The organism is Duganella sp. BJB476 (assembly GCF_003416895.1).
Lineage (GTDB): Bacteria > Pseudomonadota > Gammaproteobacteria > Burkholderiales > Burkholderiaceae_D > Rugamonas.
On the sequence record NZ_QVIO01000005.1, the window covers coordinates 268,757 to 295,151 of the forward strand.

The following is a 26,395-nucleotide window of genomic DNA, read 5'->3' on the forward strand; positions in this document are numbered from 1 at the left end:
CATCGTCTCCATCAAATTATCACTCAGGAAATGGACGATGACAATATGCAATTTTCAAAGGTGTGCACCATGACGCTTTCCTGCCTAGGGCAGATCGCCCTGCCCATTTCCGATGCCGACCGCTCCGAGCGGTTTTACGGCGACAGCCTGGGCCTGCCCAAGCTGTTCCGCTACGGTGAACTGGTGTTTTTCGATTGCGGCGGCGTGCGCCTGATGCTGGATGGATCGGGCAAGGCGCCGGTGCAAGCCGGCACCGGCGTGTGCCATTATTTCAAGGTCGAGCAGATCGAGGCGGTGGCCGCCGCGCTGCAAGCGAAGGGCGTGGTGTTCGAAGCGGCGCCGCACCTGGTGGCGAAAATGCCCGACCACGAGCTGTGGATGGGCTTTTTCCGCGACCCGGACGGCCACCTGCTGGCCGTGATGGAAGAAAAGCGCTAAGCGGCCTGGGCGGCGGCCAGTTCGCCGTCCTTGGCATTGGCTGCGGCAAAAGCGGGCCGGCTCATGACGCGCGCCACATATTGCTCGATCACCGGCAGCTTGGGCAGCAGCTCGTAGGCGCCCATCCATCCCATCGATGAAGCCCACAACACGTCCAGCGCGCTGAACTGCTCACCCAGCAGGTACGGGCCCTTGGACAGCTGTTCGATCAGCGTGTTGAACATGGTGTCGAAGTCGCCGTAGTGGCAGGAGGTCTTGTCGGCCGGCGTGTTTTTCATCCACTTGTCGACGATGGCCGGCTCGAAGCAGCTGCCGTAGAAGGCCATCCAGCGCAGATACGGTCCACGTAGAGGATCGCCCAGCGGCGGCGCCAGTTTGGCGTCCGGGAACAGGTCGGCCAGGTACAGGTAGATCGCCACCTGCTCGGTGATGACGGCGTCGCCGTGGCGGATCGCCGGCACCTTGCCCATCGGGTTGATGGCCAGGTAAGCCGCTTCGCGGTTCTCGCCCTTCTTCATGTTCATCACATGCAGGTCGTAGGGCGCATGCAGCTCTTCCAGCAAGGTCATGACGCCGGTGGAGCGGGAATACGGGCAGTGGTACAAAGTCAGCAGTGGTGCCATGTCAGTTCTCCTGTCGGTGGTGAAGAAACGTCACGATAACTCTTGCTATGATAAGGGTCTTGTAAAAACGCGAACACCTTATGCAAACCGTGACGAGCCGGCCCAAGGGCGTGGTCAATCCCGCCGCAGCGGAAAAAATCTTCCGCCTGGAACGCTACCTGCCGACGCCGGACCTGGCGCCTTTCGTCGAGTATTTCTGGCTGGTGGCGTGGCAGTTGCCGGAGGGCGTAGTCCATGTGCAGCGCACCCTGCCCTCGCCCTGCATCCACCTGGTGTTCGACGCCGGCCGCACGGCGGTGTTCGGCGTGATGACTGGCGCTTTCGAATATACGCTGAAAAACAGCGGCCGCATCTTGGGCGTGCGCTTTTTGCCGGGCGCCTTCCGCAGCTTCCTGAAGCAACCGGTGCAGTCGGTGACGGACCGCGAATTGCCGCTGTCGGCGCTGTTCGATTGCGACGATGCGGAGGCCGAGCGCAGCGTGCTGACGGCGGCCGACGCCGCCGGCATGGTGGAAGCGGCCAGCGCCATCCTGCGCCGCGCCCTGCCCGTGCCCGATCCGCAGACCGCGCGCATCGCCGAGATCCTGGATGCGATCGCGCACCATCCCGAGATCACGCAGGTGCAGCAGCTGGCGGATCACACCGGCATCAGCGTGCGCCGCCTGCAAATCCTGTTCAAGGAATACGTGGGCGCCACGCCGAAATGGGTGATACGCCGCAACCGCCTGCTGGACGCGGCCGACCAACTGTCGCACGGCAGCGAAATCGACCTGGCCTCGCTGGCGCAGGCGCTGGGCTATTACGACCAGGCCCACTTCACCACCGATTTTGAAAAACTGGTCGGCAAGCCGCCGGCCGATTACCGCCGCAGTTGCAAGGAGCAGGCATGAGTCGTCGTTTCAAGCAGGTCGATGTCTTCACCACCGCGCCGTTCATGGGCAACCCGTTGGCGGTGATACTCGATGCGGAAGGACTCAGCGGCCAGCAGATGCAAGCCATCGCGCGCTGGACCAATTTGTCCGAGACCACCTTCGTGCTGCCGGCCACCGATCCGGCCGCCGATTACCGCATACGCATCTTCACGACGTCGGAAGAATTTCCATTTGCCGGCCATCCGACGCTGGGCACGGCCCACGCGCTGCTGCAGGCGGGACTGCGGCCCAAGACGCCCGGCGTGCTGGTGCAGGAATGCGGCGTCGGCCTGGTGCTGGTGCGTATCGCCGATGATGGCGGCCTGGCGTTCCGTGCGCCGCCGGCCACGGTCGCCGCGCTGGATGCCGGCCTGATGCCGCTGCTGCGGACCGCGCTCGGCACCGCTGCGCCGACCGAAGGCCAGCCGCCGGTCGTGGTGAATATCGGCATACGCTGGCTGGTCGTGCGGCTCGATACGGCGGCCGATTGCATGGCTGCGTCGTTCAGCGCGGCGGCGATCGCCGAGCTGACGCAGCGCGCCGGCAGCGACGGCGTTGCGGTCTATGGCCCGCATCCGTCCGGCGCCCCGGCGGACTACGAGGTGCGCGCGATGTGCGTGGAAAACGGCGTGATGATCGAAGACCCGGTCACCGGCAGCGCCAACGCCAGCATCGCCCGCTTGCTGATCGGTGGCCCGGACTACACCGTGCGCCAGGGCACAGCGCTGGGACGGAATGGTCGCGTGACCATCACCTATCTCGATGGCGAACCGTGGATAGGCGGACATGTCGTCACGGTCATCGATGGTGTGATGAAGAACCATTGACCACCCATCATCCAGATGAGACACTGTGCGCCTTACCCCAACCACAGGAGACCATAAAATGCGCCAAGTAGATACTGCCCTCCTGTCGGCTGCCTGATTACGTCGGGACTCCCCCTGTAGTGTGTTGATCCGCGCGTTCTCGCGCAGCTGACTTCCCGTATTCGCCACCTATTCGCATATTCGCGAAGGGTACTGCTCGTCTTACCGGAATCAGGAAATACACACACCATGATCGACATCGATTTTGAATCGCTGCGCCTTATCGGCTTAACGCAAACCATCGCCAGCCAGCTCTACCAACTGCACGACGCACCGGCCAACGCCAGCCTGGTCCGCATCACCGAAATCCAGCGCGACTGGCTCACCGTCCACGATGGCCAGGCCGAGTTCCGCGCGCGCGTGCTGCCGGCGCTGCACGACGAAGCGCTGGCCGTCGGCGACTGGGTGCTCAGCACGACGCTGGCGCATGACGAACGCTGGCTCAGCACGCTGCTGCCACCCACCACCCACATCGCCCGGCGCGGCAACGACGGCCGGCATCACAGCCTGGTCAGCAATGTCGACACGGCGCTGCTGGTGATGGGCCTGGATCACGACTTCAATCCGCGCCGGCTGGAGCGCTACCTCGCCATCGTGAAGACGGCAGGCGTGGAGCCGGTGGTGGTGATGAGCAAGGCCGACATCGGCGACGATGTGGAACAGCGCATGGAGCTGCTGCGGCAACGCCTGCCCGCCAGCATTCCGCTGCTGGCCGTGAACACGCTCAGCGACTACGCTGCGCAGCAACTGGCGCCGTGGCTGGGAGTAGGACAGACGCTGGTGTTGCTGGGCTCCTCAGGCGCAGGCAAGTCCACGCTGACCAATACGCTGACGCAGGCCGGCCAGCAAACCGGCGGCGTGCGCAAGGGTGATGGGCGCGGCCGGCACACGACCACGTCCCGTTCGCTGCACCTGTGCGCCGGCGGCGCCTGCATCATCGACACGCCCGGCCTGCGCAGCTGGCAGCCCGATGCCGACGAGGCCAGCCTGACGGCCGCCTTCGAAGACATCGACGCGCTGGCGGCGCAATGCCAGTTCCGCGACTGCCGCCATGCCGGCGAACCCGGTTGCGCGGTGCGTGGTGCGGTAGATGAGGATCGTCTGCTGAACTACCACAAGCTATTGCGCGAGGCGCGCCGCAGCCAGCAAACCCCGCTGGACCGCATCGCCGAAGTCGCCAAGTGGAAAGTGATGCAACGCGCCGCCGTAGCCCGCTCGAAAGACAAGCTCGGCAAGCGTTAGCCGAGCCAGGATGCGCCGTCGGCTAGGATGCAGCCGGCGGCGCTTCAGGTTTGCGCATCAACACCGGCAGGCACAACACGCACAGGCCGGCGCCGATCAGCCAGACCAGGCCGGGGAAGCTGCCGCGCGACATGAAGTAGATGGTGCTGATCGCCACCGGGCCGATCACGGTCGCCAGGCTGGCGGTGCTGGCCAGTACGCCTTGCAGTTTTCCCTGCTGTTCCGGGCCGACGCTGGCCGACACCAGCGACTGCAGAGCCGGCGCACCGATGCCGCCAAGGCAGAACAAGGGCATCAGCGCGAACGCCATCCAACCTTGGCTGGCCAAAGCGATCAGGATATAGGCGCAGCTGTCGGCCGCTATGCCGACCAGCAACGCGCGGCGTTCGCCCCAGCGTTCCGCGATCGGCCCGACCACGAAGGCCTGCGCCAGCGCATGAAACGCGCCAAAGCCGGCCAGCGAGATGCCGATGGTCAGCGAGTCCCAGGCAAACTTGTCTTCGCCGTACAGCACCCAAACCGTACCGCCGATTTCCCCGATCAACACCAGCACGCCGGAAGCGCCGATCAGCGGCAGCAGCGACTTGAAGCTGGCCGCCCAGCGCAGATTGGCCAACGGATTGAAGGACATGCGTTCGGCAGGCGCCGCGTCGGCCGCGCGCGGCGTGTGCGACTCGCGCACCACCAGCAAGGTCAGGATCAGATTGACGGCGTTCATCGCCGCAGCCGCCAGGAACGGCGCCCTCACCCACCACGCACCCAGCAAGCCGCCGATCACCGGACCGATGATGAAGCCGATGCCGAAGCAGGCGCCCAGCTGGCCGTAGCGGCGCGACCGCTGGTCTTCCGGCGTGACGTCGGCAATGTAGGCCGAGGTGACGGCCATGCTGGCGCCGGTGATGCCGGCGATCGCGCGGCCGACGAACAGCAAGGCCAGCGACGGCGCCATCGCCATGAACAGGTAGTCGACCACGGTGCCGGCCAGCGACAGCAGCAGCACCGGCCGGCGTCCGATGCGGTCGCTCAACACGCCGAGTATCGGCGAGAAGATGAACTGCATCAGCGCATACAGCCCGGTGAAGGCGCCGAAGCGCCAGCCCAGCTCGGACGTATGGCCGACATCGCGCATCAATTGCGGAATGATGGGCATGGTCAGCCCGATGCCGACGGCGCTCAGGACAACGGTGGAAAGTATGGTCAGCAGTGCTCGGTTCATCGGTGCTTTTCGTGAAGTAGACGAACATTGTATTAGTGGCAAACTTTTCTAGCTGTGCCCGCTGTCACAATGCCGGAGCCGATTTGACGTCTCCAATGTGTCAAATCAAATCGACTATACTTCTTGGATGTAGATGAAGGAGCACTCCGTGTCTACGAAAAAAACACTGCCTCTAAGCGATGAGGAACTGCCGGATCTTCATATAAAAAAAGGCAGCCGAGGCTGCCTTTTTGCTGTGATGCTGTGCGTTGCTTAGTGCTTGGCGCGCAGTTTGGCGATCGCCGCCAGCTGGCCGATGGCCGCTGCCAGTTCGGCTTGCGCTTTCGCGTAGTCGATACCGGAGGTGTTGTTCGCCAGCGCTTCTTCGGCGCGTTTCTTGGCCGCTGCCGCTTTGGCTTCGTCCAGATCCTTGCCGCGAATCGCGGTATCCGCCAGCACCGTCACGGCGCCCGGCTGCACTTCCAGCAGGCCGCCCGCGACGAAGACAAATTCTTCCTCGGCTTGACCTGGTACCTGGATGCGCACCGCGCCCGGACGGATGCGGGTGATCAAAGGCGTGTGCTTAGGGTAGATCCCCAGCTCGCCCTGTTCGCCCGGCAACGCGACGAATTCGGCTTCGCCCGAGTAGATCAACTCCTCGGCGGAAACCACGTCAACGTGTATAGTGTTTGCCATGTGTGTCCTGTCGGTGTGATGCGGCCCCGCTCACACGGGGCCGCGATCGAAGCTCAATGATTAGTTGAGTTTCTTGGCTTTTTCGATGGCTTCATCGATCGTGCCGACCATGTAGAACGCTTGTTCTGGCAGGTGATCGAGTTCGCCGGAAGCGATCATTTTGAAGCCCTTGATCGTGTCTTTCAGCGAAACGTATTTACCTGGCGAACCGGTAAACACTTCAGCAACGTGGAACGGCTGCGACAGGAAACGCTGCATCTTACGTGCACGCGATACCAGCAGTTTGTCTTCAGGAGCCAGTTCGTCCATACCCAGAATCGCGATAATGTCACGCAGTTCCTTGTAGCGCTGCAGGGTGCCCTGAACGGCGCGCGCGGTGTCGTAGTGCTCTTGGCCGACGACCAGCGGATCCAGCTGACGCGAGGTCGAATCCAGTGGGTCCACCGCAGGGTAGATACCCAGCGAGGCGATGTCACGCGACAGAACGACGGTCGAATCCAGGTGACCGAAGGTGGTCGCTGGCGATGGGTCGGTCAAGTCATCCGCTGGAACATACACAGCCTGGATCGAGGTGATCGAACCGGTCTTGGTCGAGGTGATGCGCTCTTGCAGACGGCCCATTTCTTCGGCCAGGGTAGGCTGGTAACCCACTGCGGAAGGCATACGGCCCAGCAGTGCGGATACTTCGGTACCGGCCAGGGTGAAGCGGTAGATGTTATCCACGAAGAACAGAACGTCCTTGCCTTCGTCACGGAACGATTCCGCGATGGTCAGACCGGTCAGCGCGACGCGCAGACGGTTACCAGGTGGTTCGTTCATCTGACCGTAGACCATCGCTACTTTCGAGTTGGCCGGGTTTTCCAGGTCAACTACTTTAGCGTCAGCCATTTCGTGGTAGAAGTCGTTACCTTCGCGGGTACGCTCACCAACGCCGGCGAACACGGACAGACCCGAGTGCGCTTTAGCGATGTTGTTGATCAGTTCCATCATGTTCACGGTCTTGCCCACACCTGCACCGCCGAACAGACCGACTTTACCGCCTTTGGCGAACGGGCAAACCAGGTCAATCACCTTGATGCCGGTTTCCAGCAGGTCCTGCGATGGCGACAGTTCGTCGTATGCAGGAGGAGTGCGGTGGATCGAGGCGATCTGGTCGTGAGCGACCGGGCCGCATTCGTCGATCGGGTTGCCCAGCACGTCCATGATGCGACCCAGGGTAGCTTTACCCACTGGCACCATGATTGGCTTGCCGGTGTTCTGGATCATCATGCCGCGACGCAGACCGTCGGACGAACCCAGAGCAATGGTACGGACCACGCCGTCGCCCAGCTGTTGTTGTACTTCCAGGGTCAGCTCGGAGCCTTCCATTTTCAAGGCATCAAATACCTTAGGCATCGCGTTGCGTGGAAACTCTACGTCCACCACAGCGCCGATACACTGAACGATTTTGCCATCAGCCATGTTCGTTCCTTCTATATAGTTTAATTCGTTTAAACCGCAGCCGCACCGGCGACGATTTCGGAGAGTTCTTTGGTAATCGCAGCTTGGCGGGTCTTGTTGTAGATCAGCTTCAATTCGCCGATCACACTGCCGGCGTTGTCGCTTGCCGACTTCATCGCCACCATACGCGCCGATTGCTCGGACGCCAGGTTTTCCGCCACCGACTGGTACACCAGCGCTTCTACATAGCGCTCCAGCAGCTCATCAATCACGGTCGCAGCATCCGGCTCGTAGATGTAATCCCAGTTGTGATTACCCGCGTCGGCCTGCGTCTTCGCGGCTGGCAGTGGCAACAATTGCTCCACTACCGGCTCTTGCTTCATCGTGTTAATGAACTTGGTGTAGCACAGGTAGACTGCGTCAACTTCACCGTTCTGGAACTTCTCGAGCATGACCTTGACAGGTCCGATCAGTTTTTCCAGGTGCGGCGTGTCGCCGATCTGCGTTACTTGCGCAACGACAGGGATGCCTACGCGATTCAAAAACCCCAAACCTTTGTTACCGATAGCTACTGCGGCAATCTTGTTGCCGGCTGTTTCCAGCTCACGGGTTTTCGCCGTCACCATGCGCAGGATGTTGGTGTTCATGCCGCCGCACAGACCTTTGTCGGTGGTGACGATCACGAAGCCAACTGCCTTCGCCGAGTCCTTTTGCTCTTCAGCCAGGAACGGGTGGGTGTATTCCGGATTTGCGGTAGCCAGATTAGCGGCGATATTGCGAATCTTTTCACTGTAGGGACGGGCGGCGCGCATGCGATCCTGCGCTTTGCGCATTTTCGATGCGGCGACCATTTCCATCGCCTTGGTGATCTTCTTCGTATTCTCTACGCTCTTGATCTTGCCACGTATCTCTTTGCCTACTGCCATGAGTCCTTACTCCTTCTGCGCGTAAGGCGCCCCTCGCGGGGCGCCGTTGTGCTTAAAATGCGCCGGATTTCTTGAAGTCCGCAATGGCGGCCGACAGCGTTGCTTCGCCGTCTTTGTCCAGTTGCTTCGACGATTCAATCTTGGACAGCAGGTCAGCTTGCTTGGTCTTCAGGTAGGCGTGCAGGCCGGCTTCGAACGGCAGTACTTTCTTGACTGGCACATCATCCAGGTAGCCCTTGTTCACTGCGAACAGCGAAGCGGCCATCAGGGAGATCGACAGTGGCGAGTACTGAGCCTGCTTCAGCAGTTCGGTCACGCGGGCGCCGCGGTCCAGCTGCTTGCGGGTCGATTCGTCCAGGTCGGAAGCGAACTGCGCGAACGCAGCCAGTTCACGGTACTGCGCCAAGTCGGTACGGATACCGCCGGACAGGTTTTTGATGACCTTGGTCTGAGCGGCACCACCAACGCGCGACACCGAGATACCGGCGTTAATCGCAGGACGGATACCCGAGTTGAACAGCGAGGTTTCCAGGAAGATCTGACCGTCGGTAATCGAAATCACGTTGGTTGGAACGAACGCCGAAACGTCGCCAGCCTGGGTTTCAATGATCGGCAGTGCGGTCAGCGAACCGGTCTTGCCGGTGACTGCGCCGTTGGTGAAGGCCGACACGTAGTCGGCGTTCACGCGTGCTGCGCGTTCCAGCAGACGGCTGTGCAGGTAGAACACGTCGCCTGGGTAAGCTTCGCGGCCTGGTGGGCGGCGCAGCAGCAGGGAGATCTGACGGTAGGCAACGGCTTGTTTCGACAAGTCATCGTACACGATCAGCGCGTCTTCACCGCGGTCGCGGAAGTACTCGCCCATGGTGCAGCCCGAGTAGGCCGAGATGTACTGCATCGCTGCCGATTCGGCGGCCGATGCGGCAACAACAATGGTGTACTCCAGCGCGCCGTGCTGTTCCAGCGAACGCACGATGTTCTTGATCGTCGAGGCTTTCTGACCGATAGCCACGTAGATGCAGGTCATGCCCTGGCCTTTTTGGTTGATGATCGCATCAACCGCTACGGCGGACTTACCGGTTTGACGGTCGCCAATGATCAGCTCGCGCTGGCCACGGCCGATTGGTACCATCGCGTCGATCGATTTCAGACCGGTCTGCATAGGCTGCGAGACGGACTCACGGGCGATAACGCCTGGAGCGATCTTTTCGATTGGCGAGGTCATCTTGGCATCGACAGCGCCTTTGCCGTCGATCGGCTGGCCCAGGGCGTTGACCACACGGCCACGCAGTTCAGGACCGACCGGCACTTCCAGAATGCGGCCGGTGCACTTGACCGTGTCGCCTTCGGAGATGTGCTCGTAAGCACCCAGAATCACGGCGCCGACGGAGTCACGCTCCAGGTTCATCGCCAGACCAAAGGTGTTACCAGGGAATTCCAGCATTTCGCCCTGCATTACGTCCGACAGGCCGTGGATGCGGACGATACCGTCGGCGACGGAAATAACCGTGCCTTGGTTGCGTACTTCAGCGCCGCCATCAAGGCCTTGGATACGGCTCTTGATCAGCTCGCTGATTTCAGATGGGTTGAGTTGCATACTAACTCCTAAAAGTGTTTCTCTCAGCTTGCGCGAGGGGAAGAATCTGTTCTAAGCGGCGCTTACGCGACCAGCGCAACACGCATTTGCTGCAACTTGGCGCGGACCGACGTGTCCAGCACCTGGTCGCCAACAACGACGCGTACGCCACCGATCAACGCTGGATCCACGGTCACGACCGGGTTCAGCTTGCGGCTGAATTTCTTCTCCAGCGTGGCGACCAGCTCGTTCACTTGAGCCGAGCTCAGGTCGAAGGCGCTGGTGATGTCGGCGTCTGCCGCACCTTCCACGGCGTTTTTCAACGCCTGGAATTGCGCGCCGATTTCCGGCAGCAGACTGATGCGGCCGTTGTCGACCAGCATCGCCAGGAAGTTTTTCGCTTCCGTGTTCAACGGCGACTTGACCAGTGCCGTAATGGCGGCGCTCACATCGCTAGCCGAAGCTTTCGGGTTGCGGGCGAATGCTTGCACCTCGGGGTGGGCACCGACCTGGGCCAGTTCGGCCACCAGTTCGGACCACGCCGCGAGGTTGAACGATTCCTTACCTGCTTGGGCTACGCGGAACAAAGCTTCCGCGTAGGGACGGGCGACGGTTGCGTTTTCTGCCATGATTACAGCTCGACAGACAGGCGCGACAACAGATCGGCGTGAGCCGAAGCGTTGACTTCGCGCTTGAGGATTTGCTCGGCGCCCTTCACAGCCAGGTCAGCCACCTGAGCGCGCAGCGTGTCGCGCGCTTTGGCCAGTTGCTGATCGGCGTCTGCCTTGGCTTGCGCAATGATGCGGTCCGCTTCGGCTTGTGCATTTGCTTTGATTTCTTCTGCCACCAGTTGCGCGCGCTTTTCAGCGTCGGCAACGCGTTGCGAAGCTTCTTCGCGTGCACCTGCCAGCGCTTCGCTGGCGCGCTTCTCAGCCACTACCATCGCTTGCTGGCCTTGGTCGGCCGCAGCCAGACCGTCAGCGATACGCTTGGCACGCTCATCCAACGCTGCATTCAGCGATGGAAATACGAACTTCATCGAAACCCAGACCAACACCGCGAAGGTGATCATCTGACCGATGAGAGACATATTGATGTCCATACCTTTGCTCCTAACTAAAAGTTTCTCCTAGAAGGGAGCGAATTAATGTGCCGCCAGAACAGCTGCCAGGAATGGGTTGCTGAAGGTGTACAGCAGAGCAACGCCGACGCCGATCATCGAGATCGCATCCAGCAGACCAGCGATAACGAACAGTTTGGTTTGCAGTTGTGGCATCAGTTCTGGTTGACGAGCCGAAGCTTCCAGGAATTTGCCGCCCAGAATTGCGAAACCGAGTGCGGTGCCGATAGCGGCCAGGCCGATGATGATTGCTGCGGCCAGAACGGTCATGCTTTGTACTTGTGCGATCAGAGCTTGCATTGAATTTCTCCTAAGATTTTAAAAAAGACTACAGATACTAAAAAGTTAAAACTAAGTTGCTTAGTGCTTCTCAACCGCGAGGCTCAGGTACACAACAGTCAACGCCATAAACACAAACGCTTGCAGGGTCACCACCAGGATGTGGAAGATAACCCAAGGACCACCCAGCAGCCACTGCGCCCACCATGGCAGCAGAGCGATCAGAATGAACAGCAGCTCACCGGCGTACATATTGCCGAAGAGTCGCAGCGACAGCGACAGTGGCTTAGCCAGCAACTCGATCATCTGGAAGGCGAAGTTGACCGGAGCCAGCACGACGGCCATGAAGCCGTGGGCGTGGAACGGAGCGGTCAGCAACTCTTTACCCCAGCCGCCGAGACCTTTGGCTTTGATCGAGAAACCAATAATGCACAGCATGACGCCGAACGACATGCCGAAAGTGTGGTTGACGTCCGCGGTCGGCACGACACGCAGTTTGTGGACGCCAGCGTAGCCAAGAATCTTAGGCAGCAGATCGACCGGCAGGAAGTCCATCGCGTTCATCAGCCAAACCCAGCAGAAGATCGTGATAGCCAGCGGTGCGATGACCTTGCTCTTGGCGTGGAATGCGGAATTGACGACTTCGTTGACCAGCTCCATGACGGCTTCGACGAAGTTTTGCAGCTTGCCCGGCACACCGGCGGTCGCACGGCGCGAGGCCATGTAGAACACGCCGAGGAAAATCATGCCCAGAACGGCCGAAACCCAGAACGTGTCCAGGTTATAAGCGCCGTCGGCAGACTTCAGGTGCGACAGGTGATGCTGAATATACTCAATGGAGGTGGGCGCTTCGTGTGCCCCTACAGCGTTTTCTGTGGTCATAAAAGTATTAGATTTTGGTGATTAAATTGCGAGCAGTGAAAACCAATAAGCTAAGGTTGCCACCGCGAAACCCAAGATCAGCCATAACCAAGAGGCCGACTGAAACAGCGCCAGTGCCAAAACAAACAGCACTACCGTGATAAATATTTTCACTACTTCGGCGCGTACATGCGACCGGAAAGCTTTTTTGGCGTCATTTGTTCCGCCCGCAACAATCATCGCGTACATCAGACTCCCGATGACTGCGATTGCTCCGCCATAGGCGGCCGACCAAGCTTTGAGTACTCCACCCAAGTTCCAGGCGAGCAAGGCGAATCCAGTTGCGATGGCTAACTGGAGGGCGACGACTTTATACACCGGCTTGGAAATACTCGTCGAATCATTCATCTGGCGAGCTCCCTGAAAAGCCGATAAAACCCAAAGACACGGGATTATATGTGTCTTTACTGTATCACGTCAAACATTGCTGCACCGCAGCAGAGCAATTGGTGCACGAAAGCGACGCTTTTATAAACATTTCCAAGCCGGTTGCACCAAGTTGGAACCAGTTAAGCGTTTTCGTTTTTTATTGCCTCTGCTGCAACTTCAACAAGTTTAAGCGCGCAGTCGGGCGAGCACGCCGTCGAGGATGTCGAGGTCGGCGAAGTCGATGATCATCTGACCACGACCCTTGGTGCCCATCTTGAACACCACCGGCGTGGCCAGCTTGTCCGACAGCTCTTCTTCCAGGCGCACGATGTCGCCGGACTTTTCTTTCTGGCGCGCTTCGGTCGGCGAGGCTTTTTGATCTTCCAGCGTCTTTGCCACCAACTTTTCAGTTTCACGTACCGACAACCGTTTGGCGATGACCATATTGGCCAGGTTGATCTGCGTGGCCGCATCCACCGACAACAGCGCGCGGGCGTGGCCCATGTCGATATCGCCGGCCATCAGCATGGTCTGCACCGGATTGGCCAGGTTCATCAAACGCAGCAGGTTGGACACCGCGCTGCGCGAACGGCCAACGGCCGTGGCCGCCTGCTCGTGCGTGAAACTGAAATCGGTGATCAGGCGATGTATGCCCTGCGCCTCTTCCAGCGGATTCAAATCCTCGCGCTGCATGTTCTCGATCAGGGCCATCGCGGCGGCGGCCTGGTCGTCCACGTCGCGCACCAAGACCGGCAGCACTTCCAGGCCGGCGATTTGCGCGGCGCGGAAACGGCGTTCGCCGGCGATGATCTCGTACTTGATGGCGCCGGTCAGCTTGTCGGTGCCGACCGGACGGACCAGGATGGGCTGCATGATGCCCTGGGTTTTGATCGACGCGGCCAGCTCCTGCAAGCCGCCCTCATCCATACGGGTACGTGGCTGATATTTACCGGCCTGCATTTGCGTGACCGGGAGTTCGGACGGCGTGTTGGCGTCCGGAGTGGTGATGTCGCCGTCGCCGCCGAGCAGCGCTTCCAGGCCGCGACCCAGGCCTTTGAGTTTTTTGGTTGCCATTTTATTGCCTTACATTTTCTTGATGCGCTTGACCATCTCGGCGCCGAAGGCGATATACGCCTGCGCACCCTTGGAGGATGGATCGAAGGTGACGCCCGGCAGGCCGTAGGACGGCGCTTCGGCCAGGCGTACGTTGCGGGGGATGATGGTTTTGAAGACCTTGTCGCCGAAGTGCTGCTCCAGCTGGGCCGACACTTGCTGCGACAGCGTCATGCGCGGATCGAACATCACGCGCAGCAGGCCGATGATCTTCAGGTCCGGGTTCAGGTTGGCGTGCACCTTCTTGATCGTGTTGACCAGGTCGGACAAGCCTTCCAGCGCGTAGTACTCGCACTGCATGGGGATGATGACGCCGTGCGCGGCGCACAGGCCGTTCAAGGTCAGCATCGACAATGCCGGCGGGCAGTCGATCAGGATGAAGTCGTACTCACCGTCGACCAGGGCCAGCGCATCCTTCAGGCGGCGTTCGCGGTTTTCCAGCGAGACCATCTCGACTTCGGCGCCGGCCAGCTCGCGGTTGGAAGGCAGCACGTCGAACTGGCCCGGCTCCGAACGCTGGCGCGCGGTGGCCACGTCGGATTCGCCCAGCATCACCTCATAGGTCGATGCAGGCAGTCCCGCCTTGTTGATGCCTGCGCCCATCGTGGCATTGCCTTGTGGGTCCAGGTCGACCAGCAGTACCCGCTGGTCCAGCTTTGCTAATCCGGCGGCCAGGTTGACCGTCGTGGTAGTCTTACCTACGCCACCCTTTTGATTCGCTACGCAAAAAATTTTCGCCATGTATTTCTTTGGGTTGTGCTTCTTAATTATTTATACTATTAAAACGATATAAACGATTTATACTGTTTATACAGAATAAACTGTATAAACCTTATAAATGATTAATATCGTATAAATCATTTACTCGTTTCGGCTTGAATGAAAACCAGGTGGCGCTCCGCGTCCAGCCCCGGTACTTCTAACGGCTCTAATTTCTGCACTTTCCATGGCTCTGGCAGTCGCTCTCGCTCCTCTGCCGGCGCCGTTCCTTTCAGGGCTATGAATCGCCCGCCCTCTTGCAGCAGGTGCCCCGACCAGTTGACGAAGTCGGACAGGTCCGCAAAAGCCCGCGAGGTGATGACGTCGAATTTCGTCTTCACTTCCAGCTGCTCCACGCGCTTGGTGTACACCGTCACGTTGGCCAGGCCCAGCTCCGCCTTCACCTGGTTCAGGAACGCGGTCTTCTTGTGCACCGTGTCGATCATCGACACTTTCATGTCCGGACGGCTGATCGCCAGCACCATGCCCGGCAAGCCGCCCCCTGCTCCCACGTCCAGCACATTCTGCGCGCCGGCGAAGGCAGGCACCGCCGCCAGCGAGTCCAGCACATGCAAGGTGACCATCTGCATCGGGTCGCGCACCGAGGTCAGGTTGTACACCGAATTCCACTTGTTCAGCAGCGCCAGGTAGTCCAGCAATTTCTCCACCTGGTCGTCGCCGAGGCCCAGCTTCAGACTGTTGATGCCTTGTTTTAAAACATCCGCTAGTACTGCACGGTCAAACACCTTCATTGAACAGCCTCATCTTTTTGATTCAAAAAACCGCCGAAACCGGCCTTCTTCAGGTGCACCAGCAGCAGCGAAATCGCCGCCGGCGTCACGCCGGAAATGCGCGATGCCTGGCCCAGCGTTTCCGGACGCTGCGCGTGCAGCTTCTGGCGCACTTCCACCGACAGCGCGGTGATGTCCAGATAGTTGAAACCTTCCGGCAATTTCAGGTTTTCGTAGTGCTCGTGGCGCTCGACTTCCTTGGTCTGGCGGTCGATATAGCCCGAATATTTGAGCTGGATTTCCACCTGCTCGCGCACTGCTTCGTCGGCCACGCCGGGGCCGGCCAGCTCGCGGCCGTCGATGCCGGACAGGCTCATCAGCTTGTCGTAGTCGACGCCGGGACGGGCCAGCAGGTTCGCCAGCGAGTACTCGCGCTCGATCGCCTGGCCAATAACGCGCTCGGATTCGGCCGCTTCCAGGATGCGCGGGTTCACCCACGTGGAGCGCAAACGCTCCAGTTCGCGGGCCACGGCTTCGCGTTTGGTCTCGAATGCCTGCCACTGCGCATCGCCAACCACGCCCAGTTTGCGGCCGATTTCGGTCAGGCGCATGTCGGCATTGTCTTCACGCAAGCTCAGGCGATACTCGGCGCGGCTGGTGAACATGCGGTACGGTTCCATCACGCCTTGCGTGACCAGGTCGTCGACCATCACGCCCAGATAGGCTTCGGAACGAGCCGGCGTCCAGGCTTCACGGCCCTGGGTTTGCAGCGCGGCGTTGATACCGGCCAGCATGCCCTGCGCCGCCGCTTCTTCGTAGCCGGTGGTGCCGTTGATCTGACCGGCGAAGTACAGGCCGCCAACCGCCTTGGTTTCCAGCGAGGCTTTGAGGCCGCGTGGGTCGAAATAATCGTATTCGATGGCGTAGCCGGGGCGCAGGATGTGGGCATTTTCCATGCCCTTCATCGAACGCACCAGGGCGATCTGCACGTCGAACGGCAGGCTGGTGGAGATGCCGTTTGGATAGAATTCGTTGGTCGTCAGGCCTTCTGGTTCCAGGAAAATCTGGTGCGATTCCTTGGCCGAGAAGCGGTGGATCTTGTCTTCGATCGACGGGCAGTAGCGCGGGCCGACACCTTCGATGACGCCGGTGTACATCGGGCTGCGGTCCAGGCCGGCACGAATGATGTCGTGGGTCTGGGTGTTGGTGTGCGTCACCCAGCACGGCATCTGCTCAGGGTGCATGGCGGCATTGCCCATCACCGAGAATACCGGCACCGGATCGAGGTCGCCAGGCTGTTCGGTCATCAGCGAGAAGTCGATGCTGCGGCCGTCGATGCGCGGCGGCGTGCCGGTCTTCAGGCGGCCTTGCGGCAGCTTCAGTTCCTTCAGGCGGGCCGACAGCGAGATCGCCGGTGGATCGCCGGCACGGCCGGCCGAGTAGTTCTGCAGGCCGACGTGGATCTTCCCGTCGAGGAAAGTACCGGCGGTCAGCACCACGGCCGGCGCCAGGAACTTCAGGCCGATCTGGGTGACGGCGCCGATCACGCGGTCGCCCTCCACCATCAGGTCGTCGACAGCCTGCTGGAACAGCCACAGGTTGGGCTGGTTTTCCAGGCGCGAACGGATGGCTTGCTTGTACAGGATGCGGTCGGCCTGGGCGCGGGTGGCGCGCACGGCAGGGCCTTTGGACGAGTTCAGGATGCGGAACTGGATGCCCGACTCATCGGTGGCGATGGCCATGGCGCCGCCCATGGCGTCGACTTCCTTGACCAGATGGCCTTTGCCGATACCGCCGATGGATGGGTTGCACGACATCTGGCCCAGCGTCTCAATGTTATGCGTGAGCAGCAAAGTCTTCTGGCCCATGCGGGCCGAAGCGAGGGCAGCCTCGGTGCCGGCGTGACCACCACCGACGACGATGACGTCGAATTTTGTAGGAAATAGCATGTTGGAATTGGTTAAAGCGAAGGGATCAAGGTCAGATTATAGAGTCTTTTTGCTGCTGCGACTTTTTTAAGCAAAAAAATATCGCCAAATTGTTCCACGTGAAACATTGAAAAAGGGCCCTTATCGTTCCCAATAAGAGCCCTTTTTTGGTTCCACGTGAAACAGTGTCACCAACGCAACCATGCATCGTAGCCAGTCTTTATGATCAGGATGGTGACCACGACCAGGAACAGTTTGCGCACAAAACCGCTGCCGTGCTTCATCGCCATGCGCGAGCCGATGATGGAGCCGGCGATCTGAGCCACCGCCATTGTCGCGCCCAGTTGCCAAATCAAGTGGCCGCTGTAGCCGAACCAGATCAGCGCGGCAAAGTTGCAGGCGACGTTGACGACCTTGGCCACGGCCGAAGCGCCGAGGAAGTCGAAGCCGAAGATACGCACGAACAGGAACACCAGGAAGCTGCCGGTGCCGGGGCCGAAGAAGCCATCGTAGAAGCCGATGCCGGCGCCGATCAGCAGCGCCAGCGTCTGCTCCCTGGCGCCCGAGTGGATGGGCGCGTGCACGCTGCCGAAGTCCTTCTTGGCGAAGGTGTAGATGGCGACCGCCACCAGCACAACCGGCAACAGTAGGCGCATGAATTCGGCCGAGACCTTGGTCACCGTGTACGCGCCGAGGAAGGCGAAGACCAGCGCGGCCAGTGCGGCCGGTGTCGCGACCGACCAAGCGATGGCAACCCGGCGCGCGTAGCTGACCGCCGCAACGCTGGTGCCGAAGATGCTGGCCAGCTTGTTGGTGCCGATCAGCGTGGCCGGCGCCATGTTGGGAAACACAGAGAACATCGCCGGGAGCTGTATCAGTCCCCCGCCCCCAACCACCGCATCCACCAGACCCGCACCGAACGCCGCCACTCCCAACACCAGATAATCGACCATCACCTTGCCATCCTTTACGCTTGCGAAGGCTATATTGTACGGAAGAAATTCGGAGCGGTTCATGCACATCCTGCATAGCCCAAGACAGGCACGGGGGCCTCGCTTGAGGTAAGCTTCACGTGAAATCCACCACCCTGGAACCGCCATGACCGACTTCCCAGCGTTCGCATTCAGCACCGTCGCCCACATCGTTTCCGAGCTGGGCGCAGCCGGACGGTTGGGCGAACATATCGTCCAGCGCTTCCCGGCGGCCAAGCGCGCCCTGCTCGTCACCGATCCCGGCTTCCTGGCAACCGGCCTGGTCGAGGCTCCGGCCGCCAGCCTGCGCGCCGCCGGGGTGGCGGTGGAAGTCTATTCCAAGGTCGTGGCGGACCCGCCTGAGCAGGTGGTGCTGGATGCTGTGGCTGCAGCCCGCAAGCACCGGGCAGACCTCATCATCGGCCTCGGCGGCGGCAGCTCGATGGACGTCGCCAAGCTGATCGCGGTGTTGGCCGGCAGCGACCAACCGCTCAGCGCCATCTACGGCATTGGCAATGTGCAGGGTGCGCGGCTGCCTTTGGTACAGATTCCGACCACCGCCGGCACCGGTTCCGAGGTCACCAATATCGCCATCGTCACCACCGGCACTACCACAAAAATGGGCGTCGTCGGGCCGCAACTCTATGCCGATCTGGCATTGCTGGATGCCGAGCTGACCATTGGCCTGCCGCCCATGGTCACCGCTGCGACCGGCATCGACGCGATGGTGCACGCCATCGAGGCCTACACCAGCCGCCATAAAAAGAACCCGCTGTCCGATATCTTTGCGCGCAAAGCGCTGGGTCTGCTGTCGGCCAACCTGATCCGGGCTTGCGAAAACGGTCGCGACCTGGCGGCGCGGCAGGCCATGCTGCTTGGCGCGATGTTGGCGGGACAGGCGTTTTCCAACGCGCCGGTCGCGGCGGTGCATGCGCTGGCGTATCCGATAGGGGGCATATTTCACGTTCCACATGGGCTGTCGAACTCGCTGGTGCTGCCGCATGTGCTGCGTTTCAATGCGCCGGAGGCGGCCACGCTGTATGCGGAACTGGCGGAGATCGTCGTGCCCGAGGTCAGCGGCAGCGCCGAGGCGAGGGCTGAGGCGCTGGTTGTTGCGATGCAACAAATAGCCACCATCACGGGGATAGAGCGGACTTTGCAGCAGGTGGGGATCAGGGAAACGGATCTGGACCGGCTGGCGGATGACGCCATGCTCCAGACCCGCTTGTTGGGAAATAACCCCCGCACCGTCACGCGCGACGATGCGAGGGCGATCTACGCTGCAGCGTTGTAGACCTTAGTTCGGCACATCGACCGTGGTGCCGGTGACCGTGATGGCATTGGCGCCAGGCGCTGCGGCGATCGGCGGTACGTTGGCCACGGTGATCAGCGTGGTGTTATCGACGCGCGGCACCGTGCGCACCACCTGCGAAGGCGGCAACGCCACGGCCGAGCTGCGCAGGTTGGCCAGCATCGCATCCAGCGCGCGGAACAGGTAGACGTGCAAGGGCACGATATTGGCCGGCAGCGCGTTGGTGAACGAGTCGAAGTGGTTGGCGTTGGTCACTTCGATGTAGCGCAGCTTGCTCGCCCCACCCTCCGCCGATGCATTCAAGCCCAGATATGCGCGTGAAGCAAAGTTGACCGGGATCAGGGTATCGCTGCGTCCCTGCACGATGATGGCCGGTTTGCCGTGCAGATTGCCGGTCGCCGCTACCTCGGCCATGCCCGCCATCACGCGTGCGCTTTGCGCCGCCAGCGTCGCGCTCAGGGCGCCGCCGGTGACCGGATCCACACCCGTCGCCAACGAGCGCAGGCACAGAAAACCGTCCAGCGACTGGTCCGCCAGAGTGCTGCTCGGCGATACGCCAAGGCTGTAGGCCTTGGCGCCGCCCACCGAATTCTCGTAAAGCACGCTGCCGATGATGCCGTTTTGCGTGGCAAAGCTGCTGGCCTTTTGCGCCGCAGTGAAGGCCACCGGCACACCCGTCGCGTCAGTCGGGGCGAACGAGAATCCACACACCTTGTCCGTCACGGAGAACTTGCCGTAGGCATTGGCGTACGTCACCGCCACCAGGATGTTGGTGCCGGCGTGCGCCGCTTGCAGGATATCGGAGTCCACCAGCCAGCCGTAGGCCTTCAGGCGGGCCTTGGCGTCGGCCTGCTGCGACGGCAGGTCGGTGCCGGTCAACAAGCCTTTGGCGGCCAGCGCGGTGCAGCGGCCCGGTACGGCGGCGGTCGATGCGATGCATGGCTGGTACAGCGCGGCATAGGTCGAGTAGTCGAACAGCGCCTTGCCCTGCCCCGTCACGTTGACGCCGCCCTGGCGCACCATGTAGCCGGTGGCGGCCTTGGGCTGCACCTGTGGCTCGGTGGCCGCCACGCCGCCGATCAGGCCCTTGGTGTCCTGTTCCGCAGCCAGCAGAGCCGAGCCGGCGCCGTTGGAAATGCTGGAGGCGATCGTCACCGTGTTCTTCGGCGTCAGGCGCACGATGTGGCTTTTGTTATCCTTGGCCAGCACGCCGTACTTTTCGTTCAGCACGTAAAACGCGAATTCCAGCGATTGCAGCGTGACCTTGCCCCAATCCTTTTCCGGGTTCTGCTGCGAGTGTGCGTGCTTGAAGGCGATGCGCGCCGGCGACGACGAGGCGAACGCGGCGCGGTCGGCATCGCTCAATGCCGGTGCGAAGATGGCGTTCTTGCCGGCCGCGGTGCGGGTGGCGCGCACGCCGTTCTGCAGGTTCACGCTGTCGTCGTCAAACGTGTAGAGGCCGTTGCCGCTGCCCTTGTCGGCGTAGGCCACGGCGCAGTTGTTCTTCAGGCCCCATTCGCCGGCGCTGCCGATGGCGCCGTACACGCCGCGCGATCCGCTCGAGGTGCCGGTGACGATGCAGGGATTGTTGATGTCGAAACCGTTCGGTATCTGCACCATCAGCGTCACGTTCTGGTTGCCCGTGCCGTCGTCGGAGTAGGCGATGTACTCGGTGCCGGCGATCATGCCCTGCCCCGATCCGATCCCGCCCTTGGCGTCCACATTAGGGCCGTACAAGGTGCCGTAGCCGCTGTTGACGTTGATGTCGAGCACGGCGCGGTAGTTGGCGTAGATGGCGTTGCGGCGCAGCTCGGCGGCAGTGGGATTGGCCGGGTCGACATATGCCGGCGTGGCGCCGGCCAGGCCGGTCGCGCCCAGGCCGGCGGTCAGCAAATCGTCGGTGGTGCCGTCGTAGGTCTTGCTGCTGATGGTGCCCAGGTACGCCGGCAGCACGTTCAAGTCCTCGGCCGTGTCGTGTTCATTGGCGCCGCAAGCGGTCAGCGCAATGCCGGCCAGCGCCAGCGTGATTTTGTTGATATGCATGTCATCCTCTATGTCGATAAAAGTTACAGACGGACTACTCCCACTCCGGCCGGTGGCCAGACGAAAATTTACTACCGATGAAAAAAAAACGCCGGACAGAACGTCCGGCGTGTGCGCTACATCAAGCTGTTTTTTTGCCGTTGTTGACAGCGAACTTGGCGATGATTTCACCGACGATGCCGCGCCGGAACAACAACACGCAAACGATGAAGATAAAGCCGATCACCATGTTGACCGCCTCGCCGATGGTGTTGAACCATTCGATGCCGGTGTGGGCAACCATGAAGATGCCGAAATCGCCCAGCTTGTTTTCCAGCGCGATGACGAGGATGGCGCCCAGCATCGGACCGGCAAACGTGCCCATGCCGCCCACCAACGTCATCAGGATCACCAGGCCCGACATGCTCCAGTGCACGTCGGTCAGCGTTTCGAAACCCTGCACCAGCATGTTGGAGGCGCCCGCCAGGCCGGTCAGCGCGGCCGACAGCACGAAGGCCAGCAGCTTGTACTTGTCCACATCGTAGCCCAGCGAAATCGCGCGCGGCTCGTTTTCCTTGATCGCCTTCAGCACCTGGCCGAACGGCGAATGCACGGTGCGCACAATCAGCATGAAGGCCAGCACGGCGATGCCCAGCACGAAGAAGTACAGCGCGGTATCGTTGGACAGGTCGACCAGGCCCAGCAATTTTCCACGTGGAACACCTTGCAAGCCGTCTTCGCCGCCGGTGAATTCGCCGGCGCGCAGCGCGCCGAAGTACACCATCTGCGCGAGCGCCAAAGTGATCATCGAGAAGTAGATACCCTGGCGGCGGATCGCCAGCGCGCCCATCACCAGGCCGACCAGGGCGCCGGCCGCGACACCGGCCAGCAGGCCCAGCTCAACCGGCAAGCCCCACACCTTCATCGCGTTGCCGGCCACGTAGCCGGCGGCGCCGAAGAAGGCCGCATGGCCGAACGACAGCAAACCGGTAAAGCCGATCAACAGGTTGAAGGCGCTGGCGAACAGCGCAAAGCACAACAGCTTGGCCAGGAAGATCGGATAGCCGACAAACGGCGCCGCCAGCGCGATGGCGAAGGCGACGAGATAACCTAAGTTCTTATTCATGTGCGGCCTCTTATTTTTCTTTGCCGAACAAGCCGGCAGGACGGATCAGCAACACGATGACCATCACCAGGAACACCACCGTCGACGAAAACTCGGGGTAGAACACTTTGGTCAGGCCTTCGATGATGCCCAGGCCGAGGCCGGTGAGGATGGAGCCCATGATCGAACCCATGCCACCGATCACTACAACGGCGAATACGACGATAATCAGGTTCTGACCCATCAGGGGCTGTACCTGGATCACCGGGGCCGCCAGCACCCCTGCAAAGCCCGCCAAAGCGACGCCGAAGCCGTAGGTCAGCGTGACCATCAGCGGCACGTTGATGCCGAAGGCTTCGACCAGCTTGGGATTCTCGGTACCGGCGCGCAGGTAGGCGCCCAGTTTGGTCTTCTCGATGACGAACCAGGTCGACAGGCACACCGCCAGCGACGCCACCACCACCCAGGCGCGGTAATTCGGCAGCACCATGAAGCCGAGGTCGGTCGCCCCCGCCAGCGCCTCCGGCACCTGGAACGGTTGGCCGGAAACGCCGTAGAACGAGCGGAACACGCCTTCGACCAGCAAGGTGATGCCGAAGGTCAGCAGCAGGCCGTAAAGATGGTCCAGCTTGTAGAGCCAGCGCAGCATGGTTTTTTCGATGACGATGCCGAACACGCCGACGATGAACGGCGCCAGCACCAGCATCACCCAGTAGTTCAGGCCGAGGTAGGCCATGCCCATCCAGGCGACAAACGCGCCCATCATGTACAGCGCGCCGTGCGAGAAGTTAATCACGTTCAGCAGGCCGAAGATCACCGCCAGGCCGAGCGACAGCATGGCATAGAAGGAGCCGTTGACCAGGCCCAGCATCAGCTGGCTCATAATCATGGGCAAGGGGTAGCCGAATATTTCCATGAGATCACAATATAAAGATCGCCGTCCCGGACGGGCAGGCGTGGCACCAGAAAAAGGCCGGGCAAGGGCGCCCGGCCTGTGTACAACTCAGCTTATTTCCACAGGGAGCATTTGGTTTCCGCCTTGGTGGCGTAAGCCTGGTCGCCTGGAATGGTGGCGACGACCTTGTAGTAATCCCATGGATATTTCGATTCCGCCGGCTTCTTCACTTCCATCAGGTACATATCGTGCACCATGCGGCCGTCCGGACGGATCACGCCGTTCTTGGCGAACATGTCGTTGATCTTGTTCGCCTTCAGGTAGGCCATGACCTTGTCGGTGTCGTCGCTGCCGACGGCCTTGACCGCTTTCAGGTAGTTGGCCGCCGCCGAGTAGTCGGCCGCTTGCAGCATCGACGGTTCCTTCTTCATCTTCTCGAAGTAGCGCTTCGACCAGGCGCGGGTGTCGGCGTTCGCATCCCAGTACCAGCCGTCGGTCAGGTACATGCCCTGGGTCAGGTTCAGGCCCAGCGAGTGCACGTCGTTGATGAAGATCAGCAGGCCGGCCAGCTTCATTTTCTTGGTGATGCCGAACTCGTTGGCGGCCTTGATCGAGTTGATCGCGTCGCCGCCGGCGTTGGCCAGGCCCAGGATCTGCGCGCCCGACGACTGCGCCTGCAACAGGAAGGACGAGAAGTCCGACGCCGACAGCGGATGCTTGACCGAACCCAGCACCTTGCCGCCGTTGGCTTTCACCACGTCCGCGGTATCTTTTTCCAGCGACTGGCCGAAGGCGTAGTCGGCGGTCATGAAGTACCAGCTCTTGCCGCCTTGCTTGACGATGGCGCCGCCGGTGCCGCGCGCCAGCGCGATAGTGTCGTAGGCGTAGTGAATCGTGTACGGCGAGCATTCCTCGTTGGTCAAACGGGCCGAGCCGGCGCCGATCGAAATGAAGACTTTCTTCTTCTCGGCCGCGACCTTGGCCATGGCCAGGTTGGCGCCAGAGTTGGTGCCGCCGATCAGCATGTCGACGCCCTGCTGGTCGAACCATTCGCGCGCCTTGGAGGCGGCGATGTCGGCCTTGTTCTGGTGGTCAGCGGAGATGAATTCGACCTTTTTACCAGCGATGACCACGCCGGCGTCGGCAATCGCCATCTTGATGGCCTCGGCACCGCCGGCGCCGTCGATGTCCGTGTACAGGCCGGACATATCGGTGATCAGGCCGATCTTGATGGTGTCGCCGGAAACCTGGGCTTGGGCAGCAAAGGACAGGCCGAGTGCGCACACGGCGGTGGCTGCGATGGTGATGGCTTTGAGTTTCATTTTGTCTCCGTTTTCAAGAAGTAGTGTTTGCTTATTTTTGTACACTTATTTCCAACCCTTTAGACACCCAGAAGCTCGGTCAGGACCGGCATCTTGGCGCTCAATTCCGATGCAACAAAGGTCTCGACGATCTGACCGTGTTCCATCACATAAAACCGGTCCGCCAGCGGGGCGGCAAACCGGAAATTCTGTTCCACCATGACGATGGTGTAGCCCTTGGCCTTGAGCGTGGTGATCATCCGGGCCAGGCCCTGCACGATGACCGGCGCCAGGCCTTCGGAGATTTCATCGAGCAACAGCAGGCGCGCGCCGGTGCGCAGGATGCGCGCCACCGCCAGCATCTGCTGCTCGCCACCTGACAGGCGCGTGCCCTGGCTGTGCTTGCGCTCTTCCAGGTTGGGGAACATAGCGTAGATTTCCTCGACCGACATACCCTTCTGGCCGGTCGCCAGTTGCGGCGGCAACATCAGGTTTTCCTCGGTCGACAGCGACGAGAAGATGCCGCGCTCTTCCGGGCAATAGCCGATGCCGAGGTGGGCGATTTTGTGCGTCGGCAAGCCGATCGCTTCCTCGCCGTTGACCTTGATCGAACCCTTGCGGGCGCCGGTCAAGCCCATGATCGCGCGCAGCGTGGTGGTGCGACCGGCGCCGTTGCGGCCCAGCAGCGTGACCACTTCGCCGGGCTGCACCGTCAGGTTCACGTCGTGCAGAATATGCGATTCGCCGTACCAGGTTTGCAGGTTGGAGATTTCCAGAGCGGCCGTCATCAGTGGGCTCCTTCCAGTACTGCGGCTTCGGTACCCATGTAGGCTTCCATCACCTGTGGATTACTTGAAACTTCGGCGTACGTGCCTTCGGCCAGCATCGCGCCGCGCTGCAAAACGGAGATCTTGTCGCAGATGCCGGACACCACTTTCATATTGTGTTCGACCATCAGGATCGTGCGGCCGGCTGAAACTTTCTTAATCAATTCCGTCACGCGGTGCACGTCTTCGTGGCCCATGCCCTGGGTCGGTTCGTCCAGCAGCATCAGCTCCGGTTCCATCGCCAGCGTGGTAGCGATTTCCAAAGCGCGCTTGCGGCCATAAGGCATATCGACGGTGATGGTGTCGGCGAATTCGGTCAGGTCGACCTCCGCCAGCAACTGCATGGCGCGATCGTTCAACTTGCTCAGCGACCGTTCGCTCTGCCAGAAATTGAAGCTGGTGCCGAGCTGGCGCTGCAATCCGATGCGGACATTCTGCAGCACCGTCAGGTGCGGGAAGACAGCGGAAATCTGAAACGACCGGATCACGCCCATGCGGGCGATCTGCGCCGGCTTGGCGGCGGTGATGTCCTTGCCGTTGAAGAGGATCTGGCCCGAGGTGGGCACCAGGAACTTGGTGAGCAGATTGAAGCACGTGGTTTTACCGGCGCCATTGGGGCCGATCAGCGCGTGGATGTGGCCGCGCTGCACTTTTAAATTCACATCATTGACCGCGGTGAAACCCTTGAATTCCTTGGTCAGATGCTTTGTTTCCAAGATAACGCCGGACATCCTGTCTCCTTGTTATTCTTTTCAAACTACTAAATTTTTTTAGATCATACACAGTAACAAATTGGCTAACAATACAGTATAACTACGGTCGACTTTTGATC

27 protein-coding genes are annotated in these 26,395 nt (G+C 60.9%); 5 read left to right on the forward strand and 22 right to left on the reverse strand.

What is annotated here, in order from left to right; all coding sequences use genetic code 11:
• Nucleotides 1-69 precede the first annotated feature (69 nt).
• Nucleotides 70-438, forward strand: coding sequence for a VOC family protein (locus D0T21_RS21015; protein ID WP_199538515.1), 369 nt, complete (start codon nucleotides 70-72; stop codon nucleotides 436-438).
• Here D0T21_RS21015 and D0T21_RS21020 read toward each other — a convergent pair.
• Nucleotides 435-1,061, reverse strand: a complete 627-nt coding sequence (locus D0T21_RS21020; RefSeq protein ID WP_116991258.1) for a glutathione S-transferase family protein — start codon at nucleotides 1,059-1,061, stop codon at nucleotides 435-437. The two genes, D0T21_RS21015 and D0T21_RS21020, sit on opposite strands and share 4 nt — an antisense overlap.
• 80 nt (nucleotides 1,062-1,141) lie before the next feature.
• Between D0T21_RS21020 and D0T21_RS21025 the strand changes: the two genes are divergently transcribed.
• The 3 genes from D0T21_RS21025 to rsgA all read left to right on the forward strand — a co-directional run bounded on the left by D0T21_RS21025 (nucleotide 1,142) and on the right by rsgA (nucleotide 4,080).
• Nucleotides 1,142-1,951: a helix-turn-helix domain-containing protein gene (locus tag D0T21_RS21025; RefSeq protein WP_116991259.1), complete on the forward strand. Its 810-nt coding sequence runs from the start codon at nucleotides 1,142-1,144 to the stop codon at nucleotides 1,949-1,951.
• Nucleotides 1,948-2,799 (forward strand): PhzF family phenazine biosynthesis protein, encoded by an 852-nt coding sequence (locus D0T21_RS21030; RefSeq protein ID WP_116991260.1) that lies wholly within the window; start codon nucleotides 1,948-1,950, stop codon nucleotides 2,797-2,799. The genes D0T21_RS21025 and D0T21_RS21030 overlap by 4 nt, the downstream gene beginning before the upstream one ends.
• A gap of 228 nt (nucleotides 2,800-3,027) precedes the next feature.
• Nucleotides 3,028-4,080 carry a ribosome small subunit-dependent GTPase A gene (rsgA, locus tag D0T21_RS21035; protein WP_116991261.1) on the forward strand — a complete coding sequence of 351 codons (1,053 nt, stop codon included), beginning with the start codon at nucleotides 3,028-3,030 and terminating at the stop codon, nucleotides 4,078-4,080.
• A gap of 22 nt (nucleotides 4,081-4,102) precedes the next feature.
• Here the strand turns inward: rsgA and tet are convergent, their stop codons facing one another.
• The 15 genes from tet to D0T21_RS21110 all read right to left on the reverse strand — a co-directional run bounded on the left by tet (nucleotide 4,103) and on the right by D0T21_RS21110 (nucleotide 18,083).
• Nucleotides 4,103-5,296, reverse strand: a complete 1,194-nt coding sequence (tet, locus tag D0T21_RS21040; protein WP_116991262.1) for a Tet(A)/Tet(B)/Tet(C) family tetracycline efflux MFS transporter — start codon at nucleotides 5,294-5,296, stop codon at nucleotides 4,103-4,105.
• Between the two features lie 252 nt (nucleotides 5,297-5,548).
• Nucleotides 5,549-5,971: a F0F1 ATP synthase subunit epsilon gene (locus tag D0T21_RS21045; RefSeq protein ID WP_008443442.1), complete on the reverse strand. Its 423-nt coding sequence runs from the start codon at nucleotides 5,969-5,971 to the stop codon at nucleotides 5,549-5,551.
• Nucleotides 5,972-6,031: 60 nt separating this feature from the next.
• A complete protein-coding gene (atpD, locus tag D0T21_RS21050) occupies nucleotides 6,032-7,432 on the reverse strand; it encodes a F0F1 ATP synthase subunit beta (RefSeq protein ID WP_116991263.1) in 1,401 nt (466 codons plus the stop codon).
• A gap of 29 nt (nucleotides 7,433-7,461) precedes the next feature.
• Nucleotides 7,462-8,337, reverse strand: coding sequence for a F0F1 ATP synthase subunit gamma (gene atpG, locus D0T21_RS21055; protein WP_116991264.1), 876 nt, complete (start codon nucleotides 8,335-8,337; stop codon nucleotides 7,462-7,464).
• Nucleotides 8,338-8,389: 52 nt separating this feature from the next.
• Entirely contained in the window at nucleotides 8,390-9,931 is a 1,542-nt protein-coding gene (atpA, locus tag D0T21_RS21060; RefSeq protein ID WP_116991265.1) for a F0F1 ATP synthase subunit alpha, read from the reverse strand.
• Between the two features lie 62 nt (nucleotides 9,932-9,993).
• A complete protein-coding gene (locus D0T21_RS21065) occupies nucleotides 9,994-10,539 on the reverse strand; it encodes a F0F1 ATP synthase subunit delta (protein ID WP_116991266.1) in 546 nt (181 codons plus the stop codon).
• Nucleotides 10,540-10,541: 2 nt separating this feature from the next.
• Nucleotides 10,542-11,012, reverse strand: coding sequence for a F0F1 ATP synthase subunit B (locus D0T21_RS21070; RefSeq protein ID WP_116991267.1), 471 nt, complete (start codon nucleotides 11,010-11,012; stop codon nucleotides 10,542-10,544).
• A 42-nt stretch (nucleotides 11,013-11,054) separates the two neighbouring features.
• Nucleotides 11,055-11,318: a F0F1 ATP synthase subunit C gene (gene atpE / locus D0T21_RS21075; RefSeq protein WP_371875058.1), complete on the reverse strand. Its 264-nt coding sequence runs from the start codon at nucleotides 11,316-11,318 to the stop codon at nucleotides 11,055-11,057.
• A 72-nt stretch (nucleotides 11,319-11,390) separates the two neighbouring features.
• Nucleotides 11,391-12,191, reverse strand: a complete 801-nt coding sequence (gene atpB, locus D0T21_RS21080; RefSeq protein ID WP_116991268.1) for a F0F1 ATP synthase subunit A — start codon at nucleotides 12,189-12,191, stop codon at nucleotides 11,391-11,393.
• A gap of 21 nt (nucleotides 12,192-12,212) precedes the next feature.
• On the reverse strand, nucleotides 12,213-12,578 hold the full coding sequence (locus tag D0T21_RS21085; RefSeq protein WP_070268109.1) for an ATP synthase subunit I: 366 nt from the start codon (nucleotides 12,576-12,578) through the stop codon (nucleotides 12,213-12,215).
• Nucleotides 12,579-12,785: 207 nt separating this feature from the next.
• A complete protein-coding gene (locus tag D0T21_RS21090) occupies nucleotides 12,786-13,673 on the reverse strand; it encodes a ParB/RepB/Spo0J family partition protein (protein WP_116991269.1) in 888 nt (295 codons plus the stop codon).
• Between the two features lie 9 nt (nucleotides 13,674-13,682).
• Nucleotides 13,683-14,453 (reverse strand): ParA family protein, encoded by a 771-nt coding sequence (locus D0T21_RS21095; protein ID WP_116991270.1) that lies wholly within the window; start codon nucleotides 14,451-14,453, stop codon nucleotides 13,683-13,685.
• Between the two features lie 116 nt (nucleotides 14,454-14,569).
• Nucleotides 14,570-15,223 (reverse strand): 16S rRNA (guanine(527)-N(7))-methyltransferase RsmG, encoded by a 654-nt coding sequence (gene rsmG / locus D0T21_RS21100; protein WP_116991271.1) that lies wholly within the window; start codon nucleotides 15,221-15,223, stop codon nucleotides 14,570-14,572.
• A complete protein-coding gene (gene mnmG, locus D0T21_RS21105; RefSeq protein WP_116991272.1) occupies nucleotides 15,220-17,151 on the reverse strand; it encodes a tRNA uridine-5-carboxymethylaminomethyl(34) synthesis enzyme MnmG in 1,932 nt (643 codons plus the stop codon). The genes rsmG and mnmG overlap by 4 nt, the downstream gene beginning before the upstream one ends.
• A gap of 167 nt (nucleotides 17,152-17,318) precedes the next feature.
• Nucleotides 17,319-18,083: a TSUP family transporter gene (locus D0T21_RS21110; RefSeq protein ID WP_116991439.1), complete on the reverse strand. Its 765-nt coding sequence runs from the start codon at nucleotides 18,081-18,083 to the stop codon at nucleotides 17,319-17,321.
• A gap of 145 nt (nucleotides 18,084-18,228) precedes the next feature.
• Here D0T21_RS21110 and D0T21_RS21115 point away from each other — a divergent pair, with 145 nt between their 5' ends.
• The gene (locus tag D0T21_RS21115) at nucleotides 18,229-19,395 is read left to right on the forward strand and encodes an iron-containing alcohol dehydrogenase (protein WP_116991273.1); all 1,167 of its coding nucleotides are present in this window, start codon (nucleotides 18,229-18,231) and stop codon (nucleotides 19,393-19,395) included.
• Between the two features lie 3 nt (nucleotides 19,396-19,398).
• On the opposite strand, the gene D0T21_RS21120 is transcribed toward D0T21_RS21115, so the two are convergent.
• From D0T21_RS21120 to D0T21_RS21145, 6 genes are all read right to left on the reverse strand, one after another.
• Nucleotides 19,399-21,456 carry a 3-hydroxybutyrate oligomer hydrolase family protein gene (locus tag D0T21_RS21120; protein ID WP_116991274.1) on the reverse strand — a complete coding sequence of 686 codons (2,058 nt, stop codon included), beginning with the start codon at nucleotides 21,454-21,456 and terminating at the stop codon, nucleotides 19,399-19,401.
• Between the two features lie 121 nt (nucleotides 21,457-21,577).
• Nucleotides 21,578-22,561: a branched-chain amino acid ABC transporter permease gene (locus D0T21_RS21125; protein ID WP_116991275.1), complete on the reverse strand. Its 984-nt coding sequence runs from the start codon at nucleotides 22,559-22,561 to the stop codon at nucleotides 21,578-21,580.
• A gap of 10 nt (nucleotides 22,562-22,571) precedes the next feature.
• Nucleotides 22,572-23,456 carry a branched-chain amino acid ABC transporter permease gene (locus D0T21_RS21130; RefSeq protein ID WP_116991276.1) on the reverse strand — a complete coding sequence of 295 codons (885 nt, stop codon included), beginning with the start codon at nucleotides 23,454-23,456 and terminating at the stop codon, nucleotides 22,572-22,574.
• A gap of 92 nt (nucleotides 23,457-23,548) precedes the next feature.
• Nucleotides 23,549-24,757 (reverse strand): ABC transporter substrate-binding protein, encoded by a 1,209-nt coding sequence (locus tag D0T21_RS21135; protein ID WP_116991277.1) that lies wholly within the window; start codon nucleotides 24,755-24,757, stop codon nucleotides 23,549-23,551.
• A 59-nt stretch (nucleotides 24,758-24,816) separates the two neighbouring features.
• Nucleotides 24,817-25,524, reverse strand: a complete 708-nt coding sequence (locus D0T21_RS21140; RefSeq protein WP_116991278.1) for an ABC transporter ATP-binding protein — start codon at nucleotides 25,522-25,524, stop codon at nucleotides 24,817-24,819.
• Nucleotides 25,524-26,294: an ABC transporter ATP-binding protein gene (locus D0T21_RS21145; protein ID WP_116991279.1), complete on the reverse strand. Its 771-nt coding sequence runs from the start codon at nucleotides 26,292-26,294 to the stop codon at nucleotides 25,524-25,526. The genes D0T21_RS21140 and D0T21_RS21145 overlap by 1 nt, the downstream gene beginning before the upstream one ends.
• Nucleotides 26,295-26,395 lie beyond the last annotated feature (101 nt).